Here is a 16,924-nt window from a genome sequence, read left to right as displayed (position 1 = left end):
GGATAGAGTGTAGTGTGTGTTTGTAGCATGCCTTGGTTTTACCCGCCCCGTTGTGGGGTGTGGTTGGTAGAGTTACGGCGGTCATAGCGTGGGGGAAACGCCCGGTCCCATTCCGAACCCGGAAGCTAAGACTCATTGCGCCGATGGTACTGCATGCGGGAGCGTGTGGGAGAGTAGGTCGCCGCCGGACATTCTTTTTGAGTGGTGTGGGCCCAGTACGGTGTTGTACTGGGCCCCACCCATTTAAGCAGTTAAGCACTATCTGTGCTCTCCAGAGGCCCGAGCGCAACTGCGGTGCTCGGGTATTCTAGATTGAAGTTCATGGGTGTAACTGTTTACACACCCGAGTCCAAGGAGAGGATGTTCCTTTAATGGAGAACCGATCAGGTTCCGGCCGCTCGCAGGGTGGTCGACAGGGATCCGCACGTGCAGGCCAAGGTCAGCGGTCATCATTCAAACGTGGCCAAGATCAGCGTGGCGGTAAGCGTCCTTTCAATAAGAACCGTTCCGGCGATTCCGCTCGAAACCACGGCGATGGAAAGCAGGCCTGGCGGCGCGACGAGGCTCCTCGGGAGAAGGTACTTAACCCTCGTGACCTGCGCAGCGCGAATCGTTCAGATCGTGGTCGCTCTCCGGACATCGACGAAGATGTTACGGGCAAGGAGCTCGACCGTCCCGTACTGAGGGAGATTGGTTCCCTCGACGAGAAAAACCAGCCTTGGGTGGCTAAACATCTCGTGATGGCTGGACGGCTTCTCCAGGTCGATCCGCAGTTGGCTTTTGAACACGCCTTGGCTGCCTCGCGTCGTGGTGGCCGTATCGGATGTGTCCGCGAAGCGGTTGCACTGACTGCTTATGCGGCCGGAGACTATGCCGAGGCGCTGCGGGAATTCCGCACCTATCGCCGAATTACAGGCGACCAGCAGCACTTGGCTGCGATTGTCGACTGTGAGCGTGCACTGGGACGTCCCGAAAAGGCGCTGGAATCTGCAAGCGAAGCCGATCTCACTCAGTTGTCTGCAGCCGGGCGCGTCGATCTGGCACTCGTGGTGTCCGGAATTCATGACGACTTGGGCAACTATGCTGCTGCGGTTTCTGCCCTGGAGATCCCTGAACTTAACCCCAAGAAGGCTTTCTCGTATAGCCCGTCATTGTTCTCCAGTTACGCCGATGCACTGGAGGCCAGCGGTCGGGGAGATGAAAGCGGTCGGTGGCGCCGCCTCGCGTTGGCGGCCGAGGAAGCGCTTGGTCAAGGATTCTTTGCCGAGCCGGAGATCGTTGACTTTGACGGTGAACCAAACCGCGATCATCCCAGAGCACATGACATCATTCCTCCGGCACGCGGTCGTGGAGCGGACCGGGACGCAAAACCGGAGACACAGGAGTCCCAGGAGAATTGATGAGCGCCACCAGCACGTTCTTCGGCGGCTACGACGGACTGCTCTGCGACCTCGACGGAGTCGTATACGCAGGTAACGGCGCCATTCCCGGTGCCGTCGACGTCCTGAACGTACTGATCAGCGCTGGCGTGCCGGTCGCATTCGTTACGAACAATGCTTCCCGGTCGCCGGCACAGGTGGCGGGACATCTGCGCGCGCTGGGTGTGATGGTGTCTGACAATGACCAGGTGTTCGGCTCGGCCAGCGCCGGCGTCGAATTACTACGTCAAGAGGTGCCACCCCAGGGGGAGTCAGCCGGGGGAGGACCGGCAGTGCTCGTCGCGGGATCCGAGCACCTCGCCACCTTGGTGTCCGAAGCCGGCTACGCAGTGACAGCTGACGCGTGCACGAGACCAGCAGCGGTGATCCAGGGCTTTGACCCGTCCCTGGGGTGGCACACTCTGGCGCAAGCCAGTTATGCCATCCAAAACGGAGCGGTGTGGATCGCCACGAACCTGGACCTCACGATTCCTCGTGCCGAAGGCCGTGCGCCGGGCAATGGATCCTTGGTCAACGCAGTAGCAACCGCTTGTGGGCGGCGTCCCGATCTCAGCGCAGGAAAACCTGAACCGGTCATGTTCGAGCTGGCTGCGCGCCGGTGGGGGATGACGCGTCCACTTGTCGTGGGGGACCGACTTGATACTGATATTGAGGGCGGCAATCGCGCGGGTTTCGACACGGCCTTGGTGTTGACCGGCATCCACCAGAGAACTGACGCATCTGAAGTCGATGAGCTGAGGACCCCGACCCATATCGTTCCGAGCCTTACCGACCTGCTGGATGAGGCAAGAACCCATGAATGAATACCAGCAGCGTGCAGAAAAAATCGTGCAACGTCTCGCCGGTTCTGAGGACATGCGTCCCGCTGACGAACTCGAAACCTATCGGTCGGTCTTGGACGAGCTCACCGCGATGATGAATGAACAGGACACCCTGCCCGGAACGGGATCGTCCTCGTGACGCAGCGTCTGGACCGCGTTCTGGTCGAGCGGGGTCTGGCGCGCTCCCGGAGCGAGGCAACGGACCTGATCACCTCCGGCGTCGTGACGATACACGGAACGACGGCGTCGAAGCCCTCCCTTAAAGTTGCCGATGGCGCCCGCATCGAGTTGACCGATAACCAGCCACGCTACGTCTCGCGGGCCGGCCGCAAACTCGCCGGCGCACTCGACGTTTTCTCCGAGATCGACCCGGCCGGGCTTCGCTGCCTGGATGCCGGCGCTTCCACCGGCGGATTTACCGACGTGCTGCTGCGCCGCGGCGCGCAGCGGGTGCTCGCCGTCGACGTCGGGCACGACCAGCTGGTCGATTCGCTTCGGAATGATGAGCGCGTCGACGTCTACGAAGGACTCAACATCCGGGACATCACCCCGGATAGCGTGGGCGGGCCTGTAGACCTGGTGGTCTCGGATTTGTCCTTCATCTCGCTACAGCTGGTCGTGGAGCCCTTAGCCGGGATGTGTCGCGGCGATGCGGACCTGGTGCTGATGATCAAACCACAGTTCGAGGTGGGACGTAGGGCCCTGCCGCGCACCGGCGTCGTCACGGATCCGGCTGCTCGTCAGGGGGCAGTGCGCGGCGTGATTCAGGCCGCCCGGAACGTCGGTTTGCTACCCGTTGCCGCGGCGCGCTCCACTGTTCCCGGCCAGGACGGCAACGTCGAATTCTTCCTGCACCTGCGTCAGAATAGCGCTGGTGACGGCTCCTCCACAGAGGCGTGGTTGCACGCACAGAACATCGACTGGGCGGACGCGGGGGAATAGCATTCGGCAGGCCCAGCCGATCGGGATACCCTGGGACAGCAGGATCTAGCCCGAGTTCACGGACCGATGACGAGAGGAACGATGATGCGCCGTCGCATACTGGTACTGGCCCACACCGGTCGCGAAGATGCGATGCGAGCCGCGTTACAAACGTCCTCGATGCTGGTGGAAGCCGGCCTGACTCCGGTGATGCTCGAACGTGACGCCAACGCTGCGCGCGAGGCTGTGGCTTCGGGCGCGGTCCAGCACGAGATGGTCGACGTCGAGGTGCTGGGACGCGATACTACGCTGGCCGAGATCTCTCTGGGCGTGGTGCTCGGTGGTGACGGGTCGGTGCTGCGTGCCGCCGAGCTAGTGCGCGAATCGTCCCTGCCACTACTGGCCGTGAACCTAGGACACGTAGGCTTTTTGGCCGAGTCCGAGCGGACCGATCTTGCCCGGACCGTTCAGGCCGTCGTCGACGAGAACTACCGGGTGGAGGAACGCCTCACCGTGGACGTGAAGGTGTTCTCGGGTTCGGATCTGGTGGCACACACCTGGGCGCTGAACGAGGCCTCGATCGAGAAGACTAACCGGGAGCGCATGCTGGAGGTCGTGATCGCCATTGACGGCGGACCGATCTCCACCTATGGCTGTGATGGGGTCGTGCTGGCCACCCCCACCGGGTCCACCGCTTACGCGTTCTCAGCCGGCGGCCCCGTGGTGTGGCCCGAAGTACAGGCGTTACTGATGGTGCCCTTGTCTGCGCACGCGCTGTTCTCGCGACCGCTGGTGGTGTCACCGGAATCGGTGATCAGCGTTGACGTGTTACAGCGCACCAATGAGTCTGGGGTGCTGTGGTGCGATGGGCGTCGCACCGTGGAATTGCCTTTGGGTGCGCGGGTGGAAGTCACCCGGTCCACCAAGCCGGTGCGGTTGGCACGGCTGACTGCCACCCCGTTCTCGGAGCGGTTGGTGCGCAAGTTCGATCTGCCCACGCAGGGGTGGCGCGGCAACGTCTCCGACGCCGACCGGGCCGAGATGGCCGCTCGTGATCTGGCGCGAGCGGAGGCCGAAGCCTGGGAAGAGCATATGGCGGATTCTCGGGGCGTGCATGTGGTCGAACCGCATCACCTGGCCCCACGCCCGGGTGTGGTGCCACCGCCGACCGCCGCCCTGCCCGTGCTCAGTAAGGCCGACGAACAGGTGCCCCTGGTGACTCGGGAACAGCTGCTCCGGGCGGAAGCGCGAAAGGACGAAGAGAATGCTTGAGTACCTGTCGATCTCCTCTCTTGGCGTGATTGGTCAGGCGCACGTCGAATTCGACCCCGGTTTCACGGTGGTGACCGGTGAAACCGGTGCCGGTAAGACCATGGTGGTGACCGCCCTGAACCTTCTCTTGGGTGCCCGCGCCGATGCCGGGGCCATCCGTCGGGGCGCGGACCGGGCCAGTGTAGAAGCAGGCCTGGCGCTACGGGCTGACCATCCGGCGTTGGACGCCACCGAAGAGGCTGGCGGCGTCGTCGACCGTGACGCGGGTACCGGCGATCAGGGACAAGCTTCCGTGGTGATTACCCGCAGCATGACCGAGAGTGCGGGATCCACCCGTTCGCGGGCCACCGCTGGTGGCCGTGGGGTCCCGGTGGCGTTACTCGGTGAGCTCGGTGCGCAAGCCGTGGCGGTGCACGGACAAACCGACCAGTTGCGGTTACGTTCCACAGCGGCTCAACGGCACGCCCTTGACTCCTTCGGCGGGTCCGAGCTGGCCGGTGCCCTTCAGGAATACACCGACCTGTATCGGCAGTGGCGCGAAGCGCAGACATTGCTGGCCGAGATCTCCGAGAACCAGCAGGACCGGGCTCGTGAAGCCGACGCCCTGCAGCGGGCGCTGGAGGAAATCGATCAAGCGGAACTGACGCGCGGGGAAGACGAAGAGGTGCGGCAGCGGATCCAGCGCCTCGAGAACGTCGAGGAACTGCGCGGCTCCGCACTGACCGCCCGCACCGGGCTGTCTGGCTCCGACGATGACCTAGACGCCCCCTCGGCCGAGGCCCTGGTGGAGGCGGCCCGTCAGGCCCTACTGCAAGGCCCCGACGATGAGATGCTCACCCAGGCCGCCCAGCGGTTGGGCGAGGCCGGTATTGTGTTGGCAGACATTTCCGCGGAGCTGGCCAGCTACGCCACCGGACTGGATGAGGAAGGTCCCGCCGAGCTGGACGCCGCCCAAGCCCGGTTAGCGGAACTGACTCGGCTCATGCGGCTCTACGGCCCGGAAATTTCCGATGTCATCGCCTATGCGGAAACACACCGCCCGCGCCTGGATGAGCTTCACAGCGATACCGACCGACTGGATGAACTGGCCGAGGATGTGGAGCGGCTGGCCAGCGAGGTTACCGAGCAAGCGGCGAAAGTGAGCGAGCTGCGCCGCGCCGCCGGTGAACAGCTGTCCGAACAGGTCACCACGGAGTTGCGGGCGCTGTCTATGCCCTCAGCGAGCTTCCACGTGCAGGTGGAGCCGGCCGCCGAGCCGGGGCCACACGGGGCCGACGAGGTCGCTTTGCTGCTGCAGCCCCACCCCGGATCAGACCCGCGGCCCCTGGGCAAGGGCGCCTCCGGTGGTGAGCTTTCCCGCGTCATGCTGGCGTTAGAGGTGGTGCTGGCTGCCACGGACCCGGTGCCGACCTTCGTTTTCGATGAGGTCGACGCCGGCGTCGGCGGTGAGGCAGCCGTGCAGATCGGAGAACGCCTAGCCCGGCTGGCGCAGCACGTTCAGGTCATCGTCGTCACCCATCTACCTCAGGTCGCGGCCTTCGCGGACCGGCACCTCAGGGTGGTCAAGGACGCCGATGTGGACGCCGGATTCACCACCTCCGACGTCACCGTGCTGGAAGGCGAGGACCGCGTCAGCGAGCTGGCGCGCATGCTCGCCGGACACGCCGACTCGGATTCTGCCCGCGAACACGCCCGCGAGCTACTCACAAGGGCCTAATCGGGTGTAGAGTGAAAGTCCGTGGTTCAAAGACACTCGCGCACCCCGGATCAGTCCATTGCTACCCGTCAGATTTTCGTCACGGGGGGTGTCGCTTCGTCCCTGGGTAAGGGGCTGACTGCGTCCTCTCTCGGTAACCTGCTTCGCGCACGCGGCCTCAGCGTGACCATGCAGAAGCTCGACCCCTATCTTAACGTCGACCCCGGCACCATGAACCCGTTCCAACACGGGGAAGTCTTCGTGACCGAAGACGGGGCAGAAACCGACCTCGACATCGGCCACTACGAACGGTTTCTCGACGAGAACCTCGATGGGCTCAACAACGTCACCACCGGTCAGATTTACTCCACGGTGATCGACAAGGAACGCCGTGGGGATTACCTCGGCGACACCGTCCAGGTCATCCCGCATATCACCGATGAGATCAAGCGCCGGATGCGCCTGCCCGCCGAGGGCGAGAGCGCACCGGATGTCATCATCACCGAGATCGGCGGCACCGTCGGCGATATCGAATCCCAGCCATTCCTCGAGGCCGCCCGCCAGGTACGCCAGGACCTGGGCCGCAACAACGTGTTCTTCATCCACGTCTCGCTGGTGCCCTACATCGGCCCATCCCACGAGCTGAAAACCAAGCCCACCCAACACTCGGTGGCCGCGTTGCGCTCGATCGGTATCCAGCCGGACGCCATCGTGATCCGCTCGGATCGTCCGGTGCCCGGCGACGTGCGTGACAAGATCGGTCGGATGTGCGACGTCGACCTGGATGCCGTCATCAACTGTGCCGATGCCCCCTCCATTTACGACATCCCGCGCATCATCCACGAACAGTCTCTAGACGCCTACGTGGTGCAGTCCCTGGACCTGAAGTTCAAGGACGTGGACTGGACCCGTTGGGATACCGTGCTCGACGCCGTGCACCACCCGGAGCACTCCTTGGAAGTTGCACTGGTGGGCAAGTACATTGACCTGCCCGACGCGTACCTGTCGGTCACCGAGGCGCTGCGCGCTGGTGGTTTCGCCCACGATGCGCGTGTGACCCTTCGCTGGGTGCCGGCCGATGATTGCGCCACCGAAGAAGGTGCCGTACAAGCACTGACCGGCGTGGACGCGATCTGCGTACCCGGCGGATTCGGTGTGCGCGGCCTGGACGGTAAGATCGGCGCCCTGCGCCACGCACGCACCCACGGCATTCCCACACTGGGACTGTGCCTGGGACTGCAGTCGATGGTGATTGAATACGCCCGCAACGTGCTGGGCATCGAAGGCGCCTCCTCCACCGAGTTCGATCCCGAATCCTCCGACCCGGTGATCGCCACCATGGCCGAGCAGGAACAGTTCGTTGAGGGTGCGGGTAACCTGGGCGGCACCATGCGCCTGGGCTCCTACCCGGCCACCCTCGCAGACGGTTCCGTGGTGGCGCAGGCCTACGGAGCCACCGAGGTCACTGAACGCCATCGCCATCGCTACGAAGTCAATAACACCTACCGTCAGCGCCTGGAGGAGGCCGGGCTGCGCATCTCCGGTACCTCGCCGGACGGCAACCTGGTGGAGTTCGTGGAGCTGCCCACCGAGACGCACCCCTACTACGTCTCGACTCAGGCACACCCCGAATTCAAATCCCGTCCGACCACCGCACACCCGCTGTTCGCCGGACTGATCCGAGCCGGACTGGACTACCAGCGGGCCCGCGCCACACAGTGATCTCGATGACGAACACCTTGGACGACAGCGACACTGCACCCGTGCGTGACGTGGCGCGCTCCGTACCCGTCCAGGACCGTCACACTGCATTCGGCGGCGCGATCTGGTCGGTGCAGCGTGAGACGTTCACCCTGGAGGACGAGCAGCTGACCCGCGAATTCGTGGAACACCCCGGGGCGGTCGCCGTGGTGGCCCTCGACGACAAGGATCAGGTGTGCTTGGTCCGGCAATACCGGCACCCGGTGCGCTCCGAGCTCTGGGAGATCCCGGCCGGACTGCTCGACGTGCCGGGGGAGTCACTGGTGGATGCCGCTCGTCGCGAGCTCGCTGAAGAGGCGGACCTGTCCGCAAACGACTGGTCTGTGCTGATGGACCATTACCCCACCCCGGGTTCCTCCTCGGAAGCGATTAGGATTTTCCTAGCCCGCGGCCTACAGGAGATCCCGGCCGAGCAGCGTCATGCTCGCGAAGCCGAGGAAGCGCACATGATTCGGCGCTGGGTGCCCCTCGACGAGGCCGTCACCGCCGCGCTGAACGGTTGCTTGCACAACGCCAACACCCTCATCGGGGTCATGGCCGCTCGGCTGCGCACAAGGAACCCTGACCCGGACCAGCCGTGATGTCGTTGCAGCAGGTCACCGACGCATATCTGGACCATCTCGCCGTGGAGCGCGGTCTCAGTGCGAACACCCTGGCCGCCTACCGACGGGATACCGCCCGGTACCTGCGCTACCTGGACACCCAGCGGGTGCTTGAGCCGGAGTCCATCACCACTCACCACGTCACTGGCTTCCTGCAGGCGGTATCCTCCGGTACGGACGGCGGTAGCGCGCTCAGCGCCCGCTCGGCCGCTCGAACGCTGGTGGCGGTGCGCGGACTACATCGGTTCTGGCTGCTCGAAGACCTGGTCACCGCTGACGTCGCCGCCGACGTGGCCCCACCGCAGCCGGGCCAGCGGCTGCCCAAGGCGCTGAGCATCGACCAGGTCACGGCCCTGCTGGAGGCGGTGTCCACGGACACTCCGGCCGGGCTGCGCGACCGCGCCCTGCTGGAATTTCTGTACTCCACCGGGGCCCGCATCTCCGAAGCGGTGGGTCTCGACGTCGACGACATCAGCACAGCGATCGGGGAGAACCCCCAGGGCACGGACGGCGATCAACGAGGCCCCGCTCTGGTGCGGCTCTTCGGCAAGGGGTCCAAAGAGCGCATCGTCCCACTCGGCTCCTACGCTGCCGCCGCACTCGACGCCTGGTTGGTGCGCGGCCGGCCCGGCATCGTCGCCAAAGCGGGCGATTCCTCTCGTCGCAAGTCCACCACACGCACCGCCACGGCCGCCTTGTTCGTCAACCAACGTGGTGGTCGGCTCTCTCGCCAATCGGCCTGGACCATCCTGCAGAACGCGGCCGAGCGGGCGGGCCTCGACGTCGAGGTGTCGCCTCATACGCTGCGGCATTCTTTCGCCACTCATCTGCTGCAGGGCGGGGCCGATGTGCGTGTCGTTCAGGAGCTGCTGGGCCACGCCTCGGTCACCACGACGCAGGTATATACCCTGGTCACGGCCGAGACGCTGCGCGAAATCTATGCGTCGAGCCACCCTCGCGCTCGCGGTTAGCCGGTGGGTACGGTGAGGAACATCACGTCCTAGGAGGTTCGCCGTGGTGAATACTCACCGACAGAACAAGCGTCCGTGGGTGCCTGCGCTCTCGCTGGCTGCCGCCATCGGCCTGGTGGTCAGCGGCTGTGCTTCTGAACCGGAGGAGGACCCCACCCCGACGGACACCGTCACCGAAACCGCCACCGCATCCGCTCCGGATGACATCGGTGAACCCACGGAGAACGAGCCGACCGATGAGGCGCCGGCCACCGAGACCTTCACTACCCAAGGCGGCACCTTCAGCTTCGAGGTGCCCGAGGACTGGACGGCGGAAACCACCGAGTACGTCACCGACAATGTCGACTACAACGGCGCGCCGTACGAGGTCTTCCGGATCTCCAGCCCCCAGGGCGACATCGTGATCTCCGGTGCGGTGCACAACGGACCCACCTCGGGCGACGGCTGGCGCTCCCAGCACTGGGAGCTGGTCGACGTCGAGGAACTCACCGACCTTCCCCTGCACGACGACCGGGAGCACAACTACCTGCGCACCGCCGTTGAATGGCTTGGTGAACAGGACGAGGACATCGACCTCGAAGGTGTGGGCTGGGACGACGGCGACTACCGAATGAACATCAGCGTGGTCAGCCAAGACGAGGATCTTGAGCCGGGCGAGACGGACAACGACGTCCGATTGGCCGGCTGGGCCTACTGGACGCCGCTGCCCGGTACCTGGGCCGGGGAAACGAGCTTCATCGGCGTTTCCTTTGACCAAGAACTCATCGAGGGACTCACCGGCGAGACGGGACAGGACGCTGCCGTCGAGGCGTTCTTGGAGAACGAGTGGTATCTGACCACCCGCGAGATTCTCGCTTCCATGAGTTATGAACAGCCCGCCGAAGAGGATATGCCGATTCAGTAGCATTCGGCCTCAGCGAAAGGTGAATCATCATGGCTGCAACTTCACGACGTCATTCCCTGAGTGTGCTCGCGCTCGCGTCTGTGCTCGGGCTGACCGTCACTGCATGTTCATCCGATGCCGACACTGACGCGGAACCGAGCGACACCGTCACCGTCACCACGGAACCGACCGACAACGAACCCTCAGAGTCTGATGCGGGGACGCCAGATCCCTCCCAATCGCCGAGCGACGATACCTCCGGATCAGACGACGCAGCGGAGTCACCTGCCACGGAGACGTTCACGTCCCAAGGTGGAACGTTCAGCTTCGAGGTTCCCGAGGGCTGGACCGCGGAGACCGTCGGCTACGATGCCTCCAGCAACCAGTACAACGGTGTGGCGCGTGAAAGTATAGAAATCTCCAGCCCCATGGGCGACATCACCGTCAACGCGATTCTCCACGCTGGTGCTATCGATACGGACGGCTGGCGAGCTCAGCATTGGAGAACTGTCCATGTGGAGGAGTTGGATCTGCCCAGCCGCGATAGCGCCGAACATGTTTACCTCCGCACCAATGTGCAGTGGTTGGGCGCGAACGATCGTGATCACAATGTTGAAGACATGGGGTGGGAAACCGGCGAGTACCGGACGGTCTCGGAAATTGTCTCCTCTCCGGAGGCGCCCGAGACGGGCGACAGCGATCCAGCTAGCCAGCCAGGGTGGGCCTATTTTGCACCGCTGTCTGGAAATTACGAAGGCGAAACCACGCTGATTTCGGTTATTTTCACCCAGGAGTTGATGGAGTACCTCACCGGAAAGTCTGGACGCGAAGACACCGTCGCGGCATTCCTCGAGGACGAGAGGTACCAGACGACCACCGATAATCTCCGGTCGATCGAGTACGACGAACCGGCTGATGAGGACATGCCGCTGCCGGGGTGACCGTGACGACGCGACGCCCGCCCTCTCACGGTGAGAGGGAGGGCGCCGTCGTGTGTGATGCCGTGGGTGGGCCGGTTTAGCTCACGGTGCGCTCGTCCGGGCCGTTGTAGGCCGAGAGCGGGCGGATCAGGGAGTTGCTTGCACGCTGCTCCATGACGTGAGCGGTCCAGCCGGTCACGCGCGCGGCAATGAATAGCGGCGTGAACAGCTCGGTGTCGAAGCCCATCAGGTGATAGGTGGGGCCGGCCGGATAGTCCAGGTTCGGCTGGATGTCCTTGGCCTCGGCCATCGCCTGTTCCAGACCGTTGTACAGCCCGAGCAGCTCCTGGCGGCCGTAGTGTTCGATCATGGCATCCAGGGCCTGCTTCATAGTGGGCACCCTGGAGTCGCCGTTCTTGTACACCCTGTGGCCGAAGCCCATGATCTTTTTCTTGTCGGCCAGCGCCTGCTCCATCCATGCGGTGGCGCGCTCGCGGGCTTCGGTTTCGGACTCTTCCGGGCGGATCCCGATCTCGTCGAAGGTGTGCATGACTGCCTCGTTGGCACCACCGTGCAGGGGTCCTTTCAGTGCGCCGATGGCTCCCACGACCGCCGAGTGCAGGTCCGACAGGGTCGAGGTGATGACTCGGGCGGTGAAGGTCGAGGCGTTGAACGAGTGCTCCGCGTAGAGAACCATCGACACGCGGAACGCGTCGACCACCGGCTCCGGGGCTTCCTCACCGAAGGTCATCCACAGAAAATTCTGCGAATAATCTAGGTCATCGCGCGGGGCGATCGGATCGGTGGGTCCGCCGGCGCGGCGTCGTCGTTGTTCATAGGCAACCACCGCCGGAAGCGCGGCAAAGAGTTCTTCGGCCTTGGCCTGTTCGGCTTCCACCGAGGATTCTTCGGCGCGGGGGTGCTGAGCGCCCAGGATGGAGACGGCTGTGCGCACCGCATCCATGGGATGGGTATCCACCGGAAGCCGGTCCAGGGTGGCCTTGACTTGATCGTCGAGGCCTCGGTGGGCGCGCTCGGTGGCGCGGAGCCGCTCAAGCTGATCGGCGTCGGGCAGCTCACCGTTCCAGAGCAGGTAGGCGACCGCCTCAAACGGCTGCGTGGCGGCCAACTGCTGGACCGGATAGCCACGGTAGAGCAGCGAGTTGGTATCGGGGTTGACCTTGGAGATCGCGGTGGTGTCCACCACGACTCCGGCGAGGCCTTTGCGAATCTCCGTTGCATCGGTCATGACTGCTCCTTTTCTGCAGTGTCCGTCTCCATGGTTCCGCGTGAGGGAACCTGGAAGTTGAAGACGGAGGTGTCGAAGCGGTTGTAGTCGGCGTAGTCCACGAGTTCGTAGAGGCGTGCGCGGGTCTGCATCTGCCCCACCTGGGACTGTTGGGTTCCTTGCGCGGTGATGGCGTCGAGCACCCGCTCTGCGGCACCCATGGCCGAGCGCAGCAGTGTCACCGGGTAGATGATCATCGCCACTCCAGCATCCGCCAGTTGCTCGCGGGTGAACAGGTCTGACTGGCCGAACTCGGTCATATTGGCTAGCACCGGGACGTTGAGTTCGGCCATGGCTTGGCAGACCCGCTCGAATTCACCGAGGTCTTTCAGCGCCTCGGGGAACACGGCGTCGGCTCCGGCATCGACCAGGGCACGCATGCGGTCGATGGCTGTGTCGAGCCCATCGGTGGCGCGCAGGTCGGTGCGGGCCATGATCAGGAAATTCTCGTCACGACGGGCATCAGCCGCAGCACGGATCCGCTGGGTGGCGGTGTGCTCGTCGACCATGATCTTGCCGTCCAGATGACCGCATCGCTTCGGGTTGATCTGGTCCTCGATATGGCAGCCGGCCAGCCCGGCGTTCTCGAATTCCTGGATGGTCCGGGCCACGTTCATCGGTTCACCGAATCCCGTGTCGGCGTCGATGATAGCGGGTAGATCGGTGACCCGGGCGATCTGGGCACCGCGGGCTGCGACCTCGGTCAGCGTGGTCAACCCAATATCGGGCAGGCCTAGCTCATTCGCGAGCACGGCCCCGGAAATGTACACCCCGGGGAAGTCTTTGTCCTGAATGAGCTTGGCAGTGAGCGGGGTGAATGCCCCCGGAAACGGGGCTGCCGCACCGGGCTGCAGGATCTGGCGTAACCGGATTCGTTTCTGCTCGGCGGTGGTGTGAGCGTAGAGCATCTCAGAACAGTCCCTTCGGTGCTGCTGCCAGGTCGATGACGCCGGGAGCAGCGGTGATGTTGAGTTGATCCAGCTCTCCGGCACCGAGGGAGGTAGTGCGCTGGACGACCTCGAGGAAGCGGGCGATCTCCTCTTCGGCGACCAACCCCTCGGCCAGGGTGCGGAACTTCTGGATGTACTGCTCGCGGCCGAACGGGCGGGCACCCAGCGGGTGGGCATCGGCCACGGCGATCTCATCGCGCAGCACGGTGCCGTCTTTCAGAGTGATCTCCACGGCTCCGCCGAAGGCCTTCTCGTTCAGGTCCAGCGAGTGGTAGCGCCGCGTCCACTCCGGGTCCTCCTCGGTGACCACCTTGTGCCACAGCTCCACGGTGTCGGGACGCCCGGCGCGCTCGGGGGAGTAAGAGTCCACATGGTGCCAGGCGCCGTCCTGCAGAGCCACCGTGAAGATATAGGGGATCGAATGGTCCAGGGTCTCGCGCGAGGCCGTGGGCGAGTACTTCTGTGGGTCGTTGGCGCCGGTGCCAATCACATAGTGAGTGTGATGAGACGTCTTGATGACGATCGACTCCACCTGATCCGGATCTGTGGCCTCGGGGTGTTCGGTGTGTAGCTTACGCGCCAGATCAATCCAGGCCTGGGCCTGGTATTCGGCGGAGTGCTCCTTAGTGTAGGTGTCCAGAATAGAGCGCTTGGCTTCGCCCGGACCCGGCAGCGGCACCTCGTAGCGGGCCTCCGGACCGCCGAGCAGCCAAGCGATCACGCCGTCTTCACCTTCATAGATCGGCACAGGGGAGGTCTGCCCGCGTAAGGCGCGGTCCACCGCTTCGACGGCCATTTTGCCGGCGAAGGCCGGTGCGTGTGCTTTCCACGTGGAGATTTCGCCCTTGCGGGACTGTCGTGTGGCGGTGGTGGTGTGCAGACCCTGACCGATGGCCTGGAAGATGGTTTCAGCGTCGAGACCCAGCAGGGTGCCGATGCCGGCGGCAGCGGAAGGTCCCAAGTGGGCAACGTGGTCGATCTTGTGCTGGTGCAGGCAGATCGCGCGCACCAGGTCGACCTGGAGCTCGTAGCCAGTAGCGATGCCGCGGATCAAATCAGTACCCGTGGATCCGGTATGCTGAGCGACGGCGAGAATCGGCGGAATGTTATCGCCGGGATGCGAGTATTCGGCGGCCAGGAACGTGTCGTGATAGTCGAGCTCGCGCACGGCCACGCCGTTAGCCCAAGCGGTCCACTCGGGGGAGAACGCGCCGTCGATACCGAAGATCTGGGCGCCGGTTCCGCCGGCGGTCGCGGGGTGTGTGGTGGCCTGCGCCCGGGCCGCAATGATGGGGCCGCGGTTCAGTGAGGCAATGGCCACGGATGCGTTGTCGATGATCCGGTTAATGATCATCTCTTCGACCTCGGGCTCGACGGCGACCGGATCGACGGCGACCTCGGCCATCTTCCAGGCCATTTGGTCGGCGCGCTGCAGATTTTCTTCAGAACGGTGTACTCGCACGGAATGTTTGATCATTGCTGATCCTCTCTTGCATGGTTACTCAGGGTCTTGTGGGGTTACTCAGGGTCTTGCGGGCTGTCGATATCGTCCTTGATCCGCAGTCGCAGGTGCTGCAGGGCCAACTGGAGGTGGATCCGGGATGCGGCTTCGGCCAGGTCTGGGGCGCCGGCGGCGATGGCTTGAGCTACCCGGGCGTGTTCGCCGGCGGAGGCCGCCAGTCGAGCCGGGTCATGCTGGGATAAGCGGCGCAGGCGGGCTAGATGGAGCCGCAGTCCGGTGAGAATCTGCGCCAGATAGGGGTTCGCGCAGGTCTCATCGACGGCACGATCGAGCTGGCGGGTCAGGTCGTAATAATCCTCGACCGCCGGCTGGTCGGCGTCGTGCCATTGCTGCTCCGCGGTGCGAAAACGTAATGCCAAATCCTGGAAGCGGGCCCGTGCTTCGGTGGCGTCGGATGCCGTATCCAACATGGCGTCGGCCGCGCGGCGGACGGCCAGTGGCTCGATAGCGAGCCGAATGTCGAAGAGCTCATCGGCCACGTGCATGCTGATGGTGGTGACTGTCAGGCCACGGCCTCGGTGGCTGGCCACCAGCCCGTCGGCCTGGAGCCGGTTGAGGGCTTCGCGAACAGGAGTACGCGAGACGCCGAGACGTTCGGATTGCTCCACTTCGGTGAGTACGGTGCCCGGTTCTAGAGACGCAGACATGATCTCGTCCCGCAGTTGAGTGTAAGCACGATCACTAGCCCGCATAGTGCCAGTGTATACAGTAAATCACGGTGCGGCGATTCCCGCGGGGGAGTTCTGGGTGAAAAACCTAACTTGTGTATACATTCAATCTCTTAGGGGTCTCACCTTCAGGTTGAAGGGCGGGGAGAGTTTCATGCTGGACTTTAACCTCAAGGCTCGCCGTGAACGTGACTCAAAATCCCCGCAAACTCGAACGCGGCGTTAGTGTTGACTCAGAGTCTTTGCCACCGACATGTCAGGAGTAGGTCGCGCGTGACTGATTCGCAGGAACCGTTGCCAGTCATGATGATCACGGGAGATCCGGTCATCGGGCCCACGGGTCGACCCAAGCACGATTTTCCGGCCCCGCCGGTGCTGTCCTCCCATGGCCCTGCCCGCGTGATCTCCATGGTCAATCAGAAGGGTGGGGTCGGGAAGACGACCTCGACCATTAATCTTGGTGCTGCCTTGGCCGAATACGGGCGCAAGGTTCTGATGGTCGACTTTGACCCGCAGGGCGCTCTGTCTGCCGGACTGGGGACCAGTCCGCACGAGATGGACGTGACCGTTTACAACGTGATGATGGAGCGCGAAGTCACGGCGCGTGACGCCATCCTCTCCACTAACTTCACGAACATTGATCTGCTGCCCGCCAATATCGACCTTTCGGCTGCCGAGGTGCAGTTGGTCAACGAGGTGGCCCGCGAACAGGTTCTGGAGCGAGCGCTGCGTCAGGTCCGTGATGACTATGACGTGATCTTGATCGACTGTCAGCCCTCGTTGGGGCTGCTGACGATCAACGCGCTGACGGCATCTCACGGTGTCATCATCCCGTTGACCGCCGAGTTCTTCGCTCTGCGCGCGGTGGCACTGCTGGTGGAGACCATCGAGAAGGTCCAGGACCGGCTCAATCCGGACCTCGTGATTGACGGTGTGCTCGCGACCATGTTTGATGCGCGCACGCTGCACTCCAAAGAAGTCGTGGGTCGCCTGGTAGAGGCCTTCGGTGACAAGGTCTTCGAGACCGTCATCAAGCGCACGATCAAATTCGCCGATGCCACGGTGGCGGCCGAGCCGATGTCCACCTTCGCCTCGACGCATCCAGGAACCAAGGCTTACCAGCAGCTGGCTCGTGAACTGATTTCCCGCGGCGGCGCTCCGTAAGCTGTGAGGTCTCGGCAGGCATGCGGCTACTCGGTAAAGTGGCCGC

General features: G+C 63.9%; 16 protein-coding genes and 1 rRNA gene. 13 read left to right on the top strand and 4 right to left on the bottom strand.

From position 1 onward, the window contains the following. Window positions 1-73: 73 nt before the first annotated feature. From rrf to P8192_RS09205, 12 genes are all read left to right on the top strand, one after another. Window positions 74-190, top strand: a 5S ribosomal RNA gene (gene rrf / locus P8192_RS09260). Window positions 191-371: 181 nt separating this feature from the next. Further along, on the top strand, window positions 372-1,400 hold the full coding sequence (locus tag P8192_RS09255; protein WP_278156470.1) for a hypothetical protein: 1,029 nt from the start codon (window positions 372-374) through the stop codon (window positions 1,398-1,400). Next, window positions 1,400-2,242, top strand: coding sequence for an HAD-IIA family hydrolase (locus tag P8192_RS09250; RefSeq protein ID WP_278156468.1), 843 nt, complete (start codon window positions 1,400-1,402; stop codon window positions 2,240-2,242). The genes P8192_RS09255 and P8192_RS09250 overlap by 1 nt, the downstream gene beginning before the upstream one ends. After that, entirely contained in the window at window positions 2,235-2,399 is a 165-nt protein-coding gene (locus P8192_RS09245) for a hypothetical protein (RefSeq protein ID WP_270104964.1), read from the top strand. The genes P8192_RS09250 and P8192_RS09245 overlap by 8 nt, the downstream gene beginning before the upstream one ends. Next, window positions 2,396-3,202, top strand: coding sequence for a TlyA family RNA methyltransferase (locus P8192_RS09240; protein WP_278156465.1), 807 nt, complete (start codon window positions 2,396-2,398; stop codon window positions 3,200-3,202). Before P8192_RS09245 ends, P8192_RS09240 begins: the two co-directional genes overlap by 4 nt. A gap of 66 nt (window positions 3,203-3,268) precedes the next feature. After that, window positions 3,269-4,453 (top strand): NAD kinase, encoded by a 1,185-nt coding sequence (locus P8192_RS09235; RefSeq protein WP_431521104.1) that lies wholly within the window; start codon window positions 3,269-3,271, stop codon window positions 4,451-4,453. Continuing rightward, the gene (gene recN, locus P8192_RS09230) at window positions 4,446-6,170 is read left to right on the top strand and encodes a DNA repair protein RecN (RefSeq protein ID WP_278156463.1); all 1,725 of its coding nucleotides are present in this window, start codon (window positions 4,446-4,448) and stop codon (window positions 6,168-6,170) included. Before P8192_RS09235 ends, recN begins: the two co-directional genes overlap by 8 nt. Before the next feature lie 21 nt (window positions 6,171-6,191). Beyond that, on the top strand, window positions 6,192-7,871 hold the full coding sequence (locus tag P8192_RS09225) for a CTP synthase (RefSeq protein WP_278156461.1): 1,680 nt from the start codon (window positions 6,192-6,194) through the stop codon (window positions 7,869-7,871). 5 nt (window positions 7,872-7,876) lie between these two features. Beyond that, window positions 7,877-8,491, top strand: a complete 615-nt coding sequence (locus tag P8192_RS09220; RefSeq protein ID WP_278156459.1) for an NUDIX domain-containing protein — start codon at window positions 7,877-7,879, stop codon at window positions 8,489-8,491. Further along, window positions 8,491-9,483: a site-specific tyrosine recombinase XerD gene (xerD, locus tag P8192_RS09215; RefSeq protein ID WP_278156457.1), complete on the top strand. Its 993-nt coding sequence runs from the start codon at window positions 8,491-8,493 to the stop codon at window positions 9,481-9,483. The genes P8192_RS09220 and xerD overlap by 1 nt, the downstream gene beginning before the upstream one ends. Window positions 9,484-9,526: 43 nt before the next feature. Further along, window positions 9,527-10,387 carry a hypothetical protein gene (locus P8192_RS09210; RefSeq protein WP_278156455.1) on the top strand — a complete coding sequence of 287 codons (861 nt, stop codon included), beginning with the start codon at window positions 9,527-9,529 and terminating at the stop codon, window positions 10,385-10,387. A 29-nt stretch (window positions 10,388-10,416) separates the two neighbouring features. Then, a complete protein-coding gene (locus P8192_RS09205) occupies window positions 10,417-11,307 on the top strand; it encodes a hypothetical protein (RefSeq protein ID WP_278156453.1) in 891 nt (296 codons plus the stop codon). Window positions 11,308-11,383: 76 nt separating this feature from the next. Here P8192_RS09205 and P8192_RS09200 read toward each other — a convergent pair whose 3' ends face one another. The 4 genes from P8192_RS09200 to P8192_RS09185 are packed head-to-tail and all read right to left on the bottom strand — an operon-like array spanning window position 11,384 to window position 15,738. After that, entirely contained in the window at window positions 11,384-12,535 is a 1,152-nt protein-coding gene (locus tag P8192_RS09200) for a bifunctional 2-methylcitrate synthase/citrate synthase (protein WP_278156451.1), read from the bottom strand. Further along, window positions 12,532-13,482 (bottom strand): methylisocitrate lyase, encoded by a 951-nt coding sequence (gene prpB / locus P8192_RS09195; protein WP_278156449.1) that lies wholly within the window; start codon window positions 13,480-13,482, stop codon window positions 12,532-12,534. Before prpB ends, P8192_RS09200 begins: the two co-directional genes overlap by 4 nt. A 1-nt stretch (window position 13,483) precedes the next feature. Then, on the bottom strand, window positions 13,484-15,001 hold the full coding sequence (locus tag P8192_RS09190; RefSeq protein ID WP_278156447.1) for an MmgE/PrpD family protein: 1,518 nt from the start codon (window positions 14,999-15,001) through the stop codon (window positions 13,484-13,486). A 41-nt stretch (window positions 15,002-15,042) separates the two neighbouring features. Further along, window positions 15,043-15,738: a GntR family transcriptional regulator gene (locus P8192_RS09185; protein ID WP_431521103.1), complete on the bottom strand. Its 696-nt coding sequence runs from the start codon at window positions 15,736-15,738 to the stop codon at window positions 15,043-15,045. Window positions 15,739-16,017: 279 nt separating this feature from the next. Here P8192_RS09185 and P8192_RS09180 point away from each other — a divergent pair, with 279 nt between their 5' ends. After that, window positions 16,018-16,878: a ParA family protein gene (locus P8192_RS09180; RefSeq protein ID WP_270107545.1), complete on the top strand. Its 861-nt coding sequence runs from the start codon at window positions 16,018-16,020 to the stop codon at window positions 16,876-16,878. Window positions 16,879-16,924 lie beyond the last annotated feature (46 nt).

This window comes from Citricoccus muralis (genome assembly GCF_029637705.1).
In the GTDB taxonomy this organism is placed as follows: Bacteria; Actinomycetota; Actinomycetes; order Actinomycetales; family Micrococcaceae; genus CmP2.
The sequence above is the reverse complement of the archived record's forward strand: the minus strand, read 5'-3'. Positions and strand labels throughout refer to the sequence as shown.

What these genes read in the sequence shown, in the direction of transcription:
- P8192_RS09255 (WP_278156470.1), top strand. Translation starts at nt 372, where the DNA reads ATGGAGAACCGATCAGGTTCCGGCCGCTCGCAGGGTGGTCGACAGGGA.
- P8192_RS09250 (WP_278156468.1), top strand. Translation starts at nt 1,400, where the DNA reads ATGAGCGCCACCAGCACGTTCTTCGGCGGCTACGACGGACTGCTCTGC.
- P8192_RS09245 (WP_270104964.1), top strand. Translation starts at nt 2,235, where the DNA reads ATGAATGAATACCAGCAGCGTGCAGAAAAAATCGTGCAACGTCTCGCC.
- P8192_RS09235 (WP_431521104.1), top strand. Translation starts at nt 3,269, where the DNA reads ATGACGAGAGGAACGATGATGCGCCGTCGCATACTGGTACTGGCCCAC.
- recN (WP_278156463.1), top strand. Translation starts at nt 4,446, where the DNA reads ATGCTTGAGTACCTGTCGATCTCCTCTCTTGGCGTGATTGGTCAGGCG.
- P8192_RS09220 (WP_278156459.1), top strand. Translation starts at nt 7,877, where the DNA reads ATGACGAACACCTTGGACGACAGCGACACTGCACCCGTGCGTGACGTG.
- xerD (WP_278156457.1), top strand. Translation starts at nt 8,491, where the DNA reads ATGTCGTTGCAGCAGGTCACCGACGCATATCTGGACCATCTCGCCGTG.
- P8192_RS09205 (WP_278156453.1), top strand. Translation starts at nt 10,417, where the DNA reads ATGGCTGCAACTTCACGACGTCATTCCCTGAGTGTGCTCGCGCTCGCG.
- P8192_RS09200 (WP_278156451.1), bottom strand. Translation starts at nt 12,535, where the DNA reads ATGACCGATGCAACGGAGATTCGCAAAGGCCTCGCCGGAGTCGTGGTG.
- prpB (WP_278156449.1), bottom strand. Translation starts at nt 13,482, where the DNA reads ATGCTCTACGCTCACACCACCGCCGAGCAGAAACGAATCCGGTTACGC.
- P8192_RS09190 (WP_278156447.1), bottom strand. Translation starts at nt 15,001, where the DNA reads ATGATCAAACATTCCGTGCGAGTACACCGTTCTGAAGAAAATCTGCAG.
- P8192_RS09185 (WP_431521103.1), bottom strand. Translation starts at nt 15,738, where the DNA reads ATGCGGGCTAGTGATCGTGCTTACACTCAACTGCGGGACGAGATCATG.
- P8192_RS09180 (WP_270107545.1), top strand. Translation starts at nt 16,018, where the DNA reads ATGATGATCACGGGAGATCCGGTCATCGGGCCCACGGGTCGACCCAAG.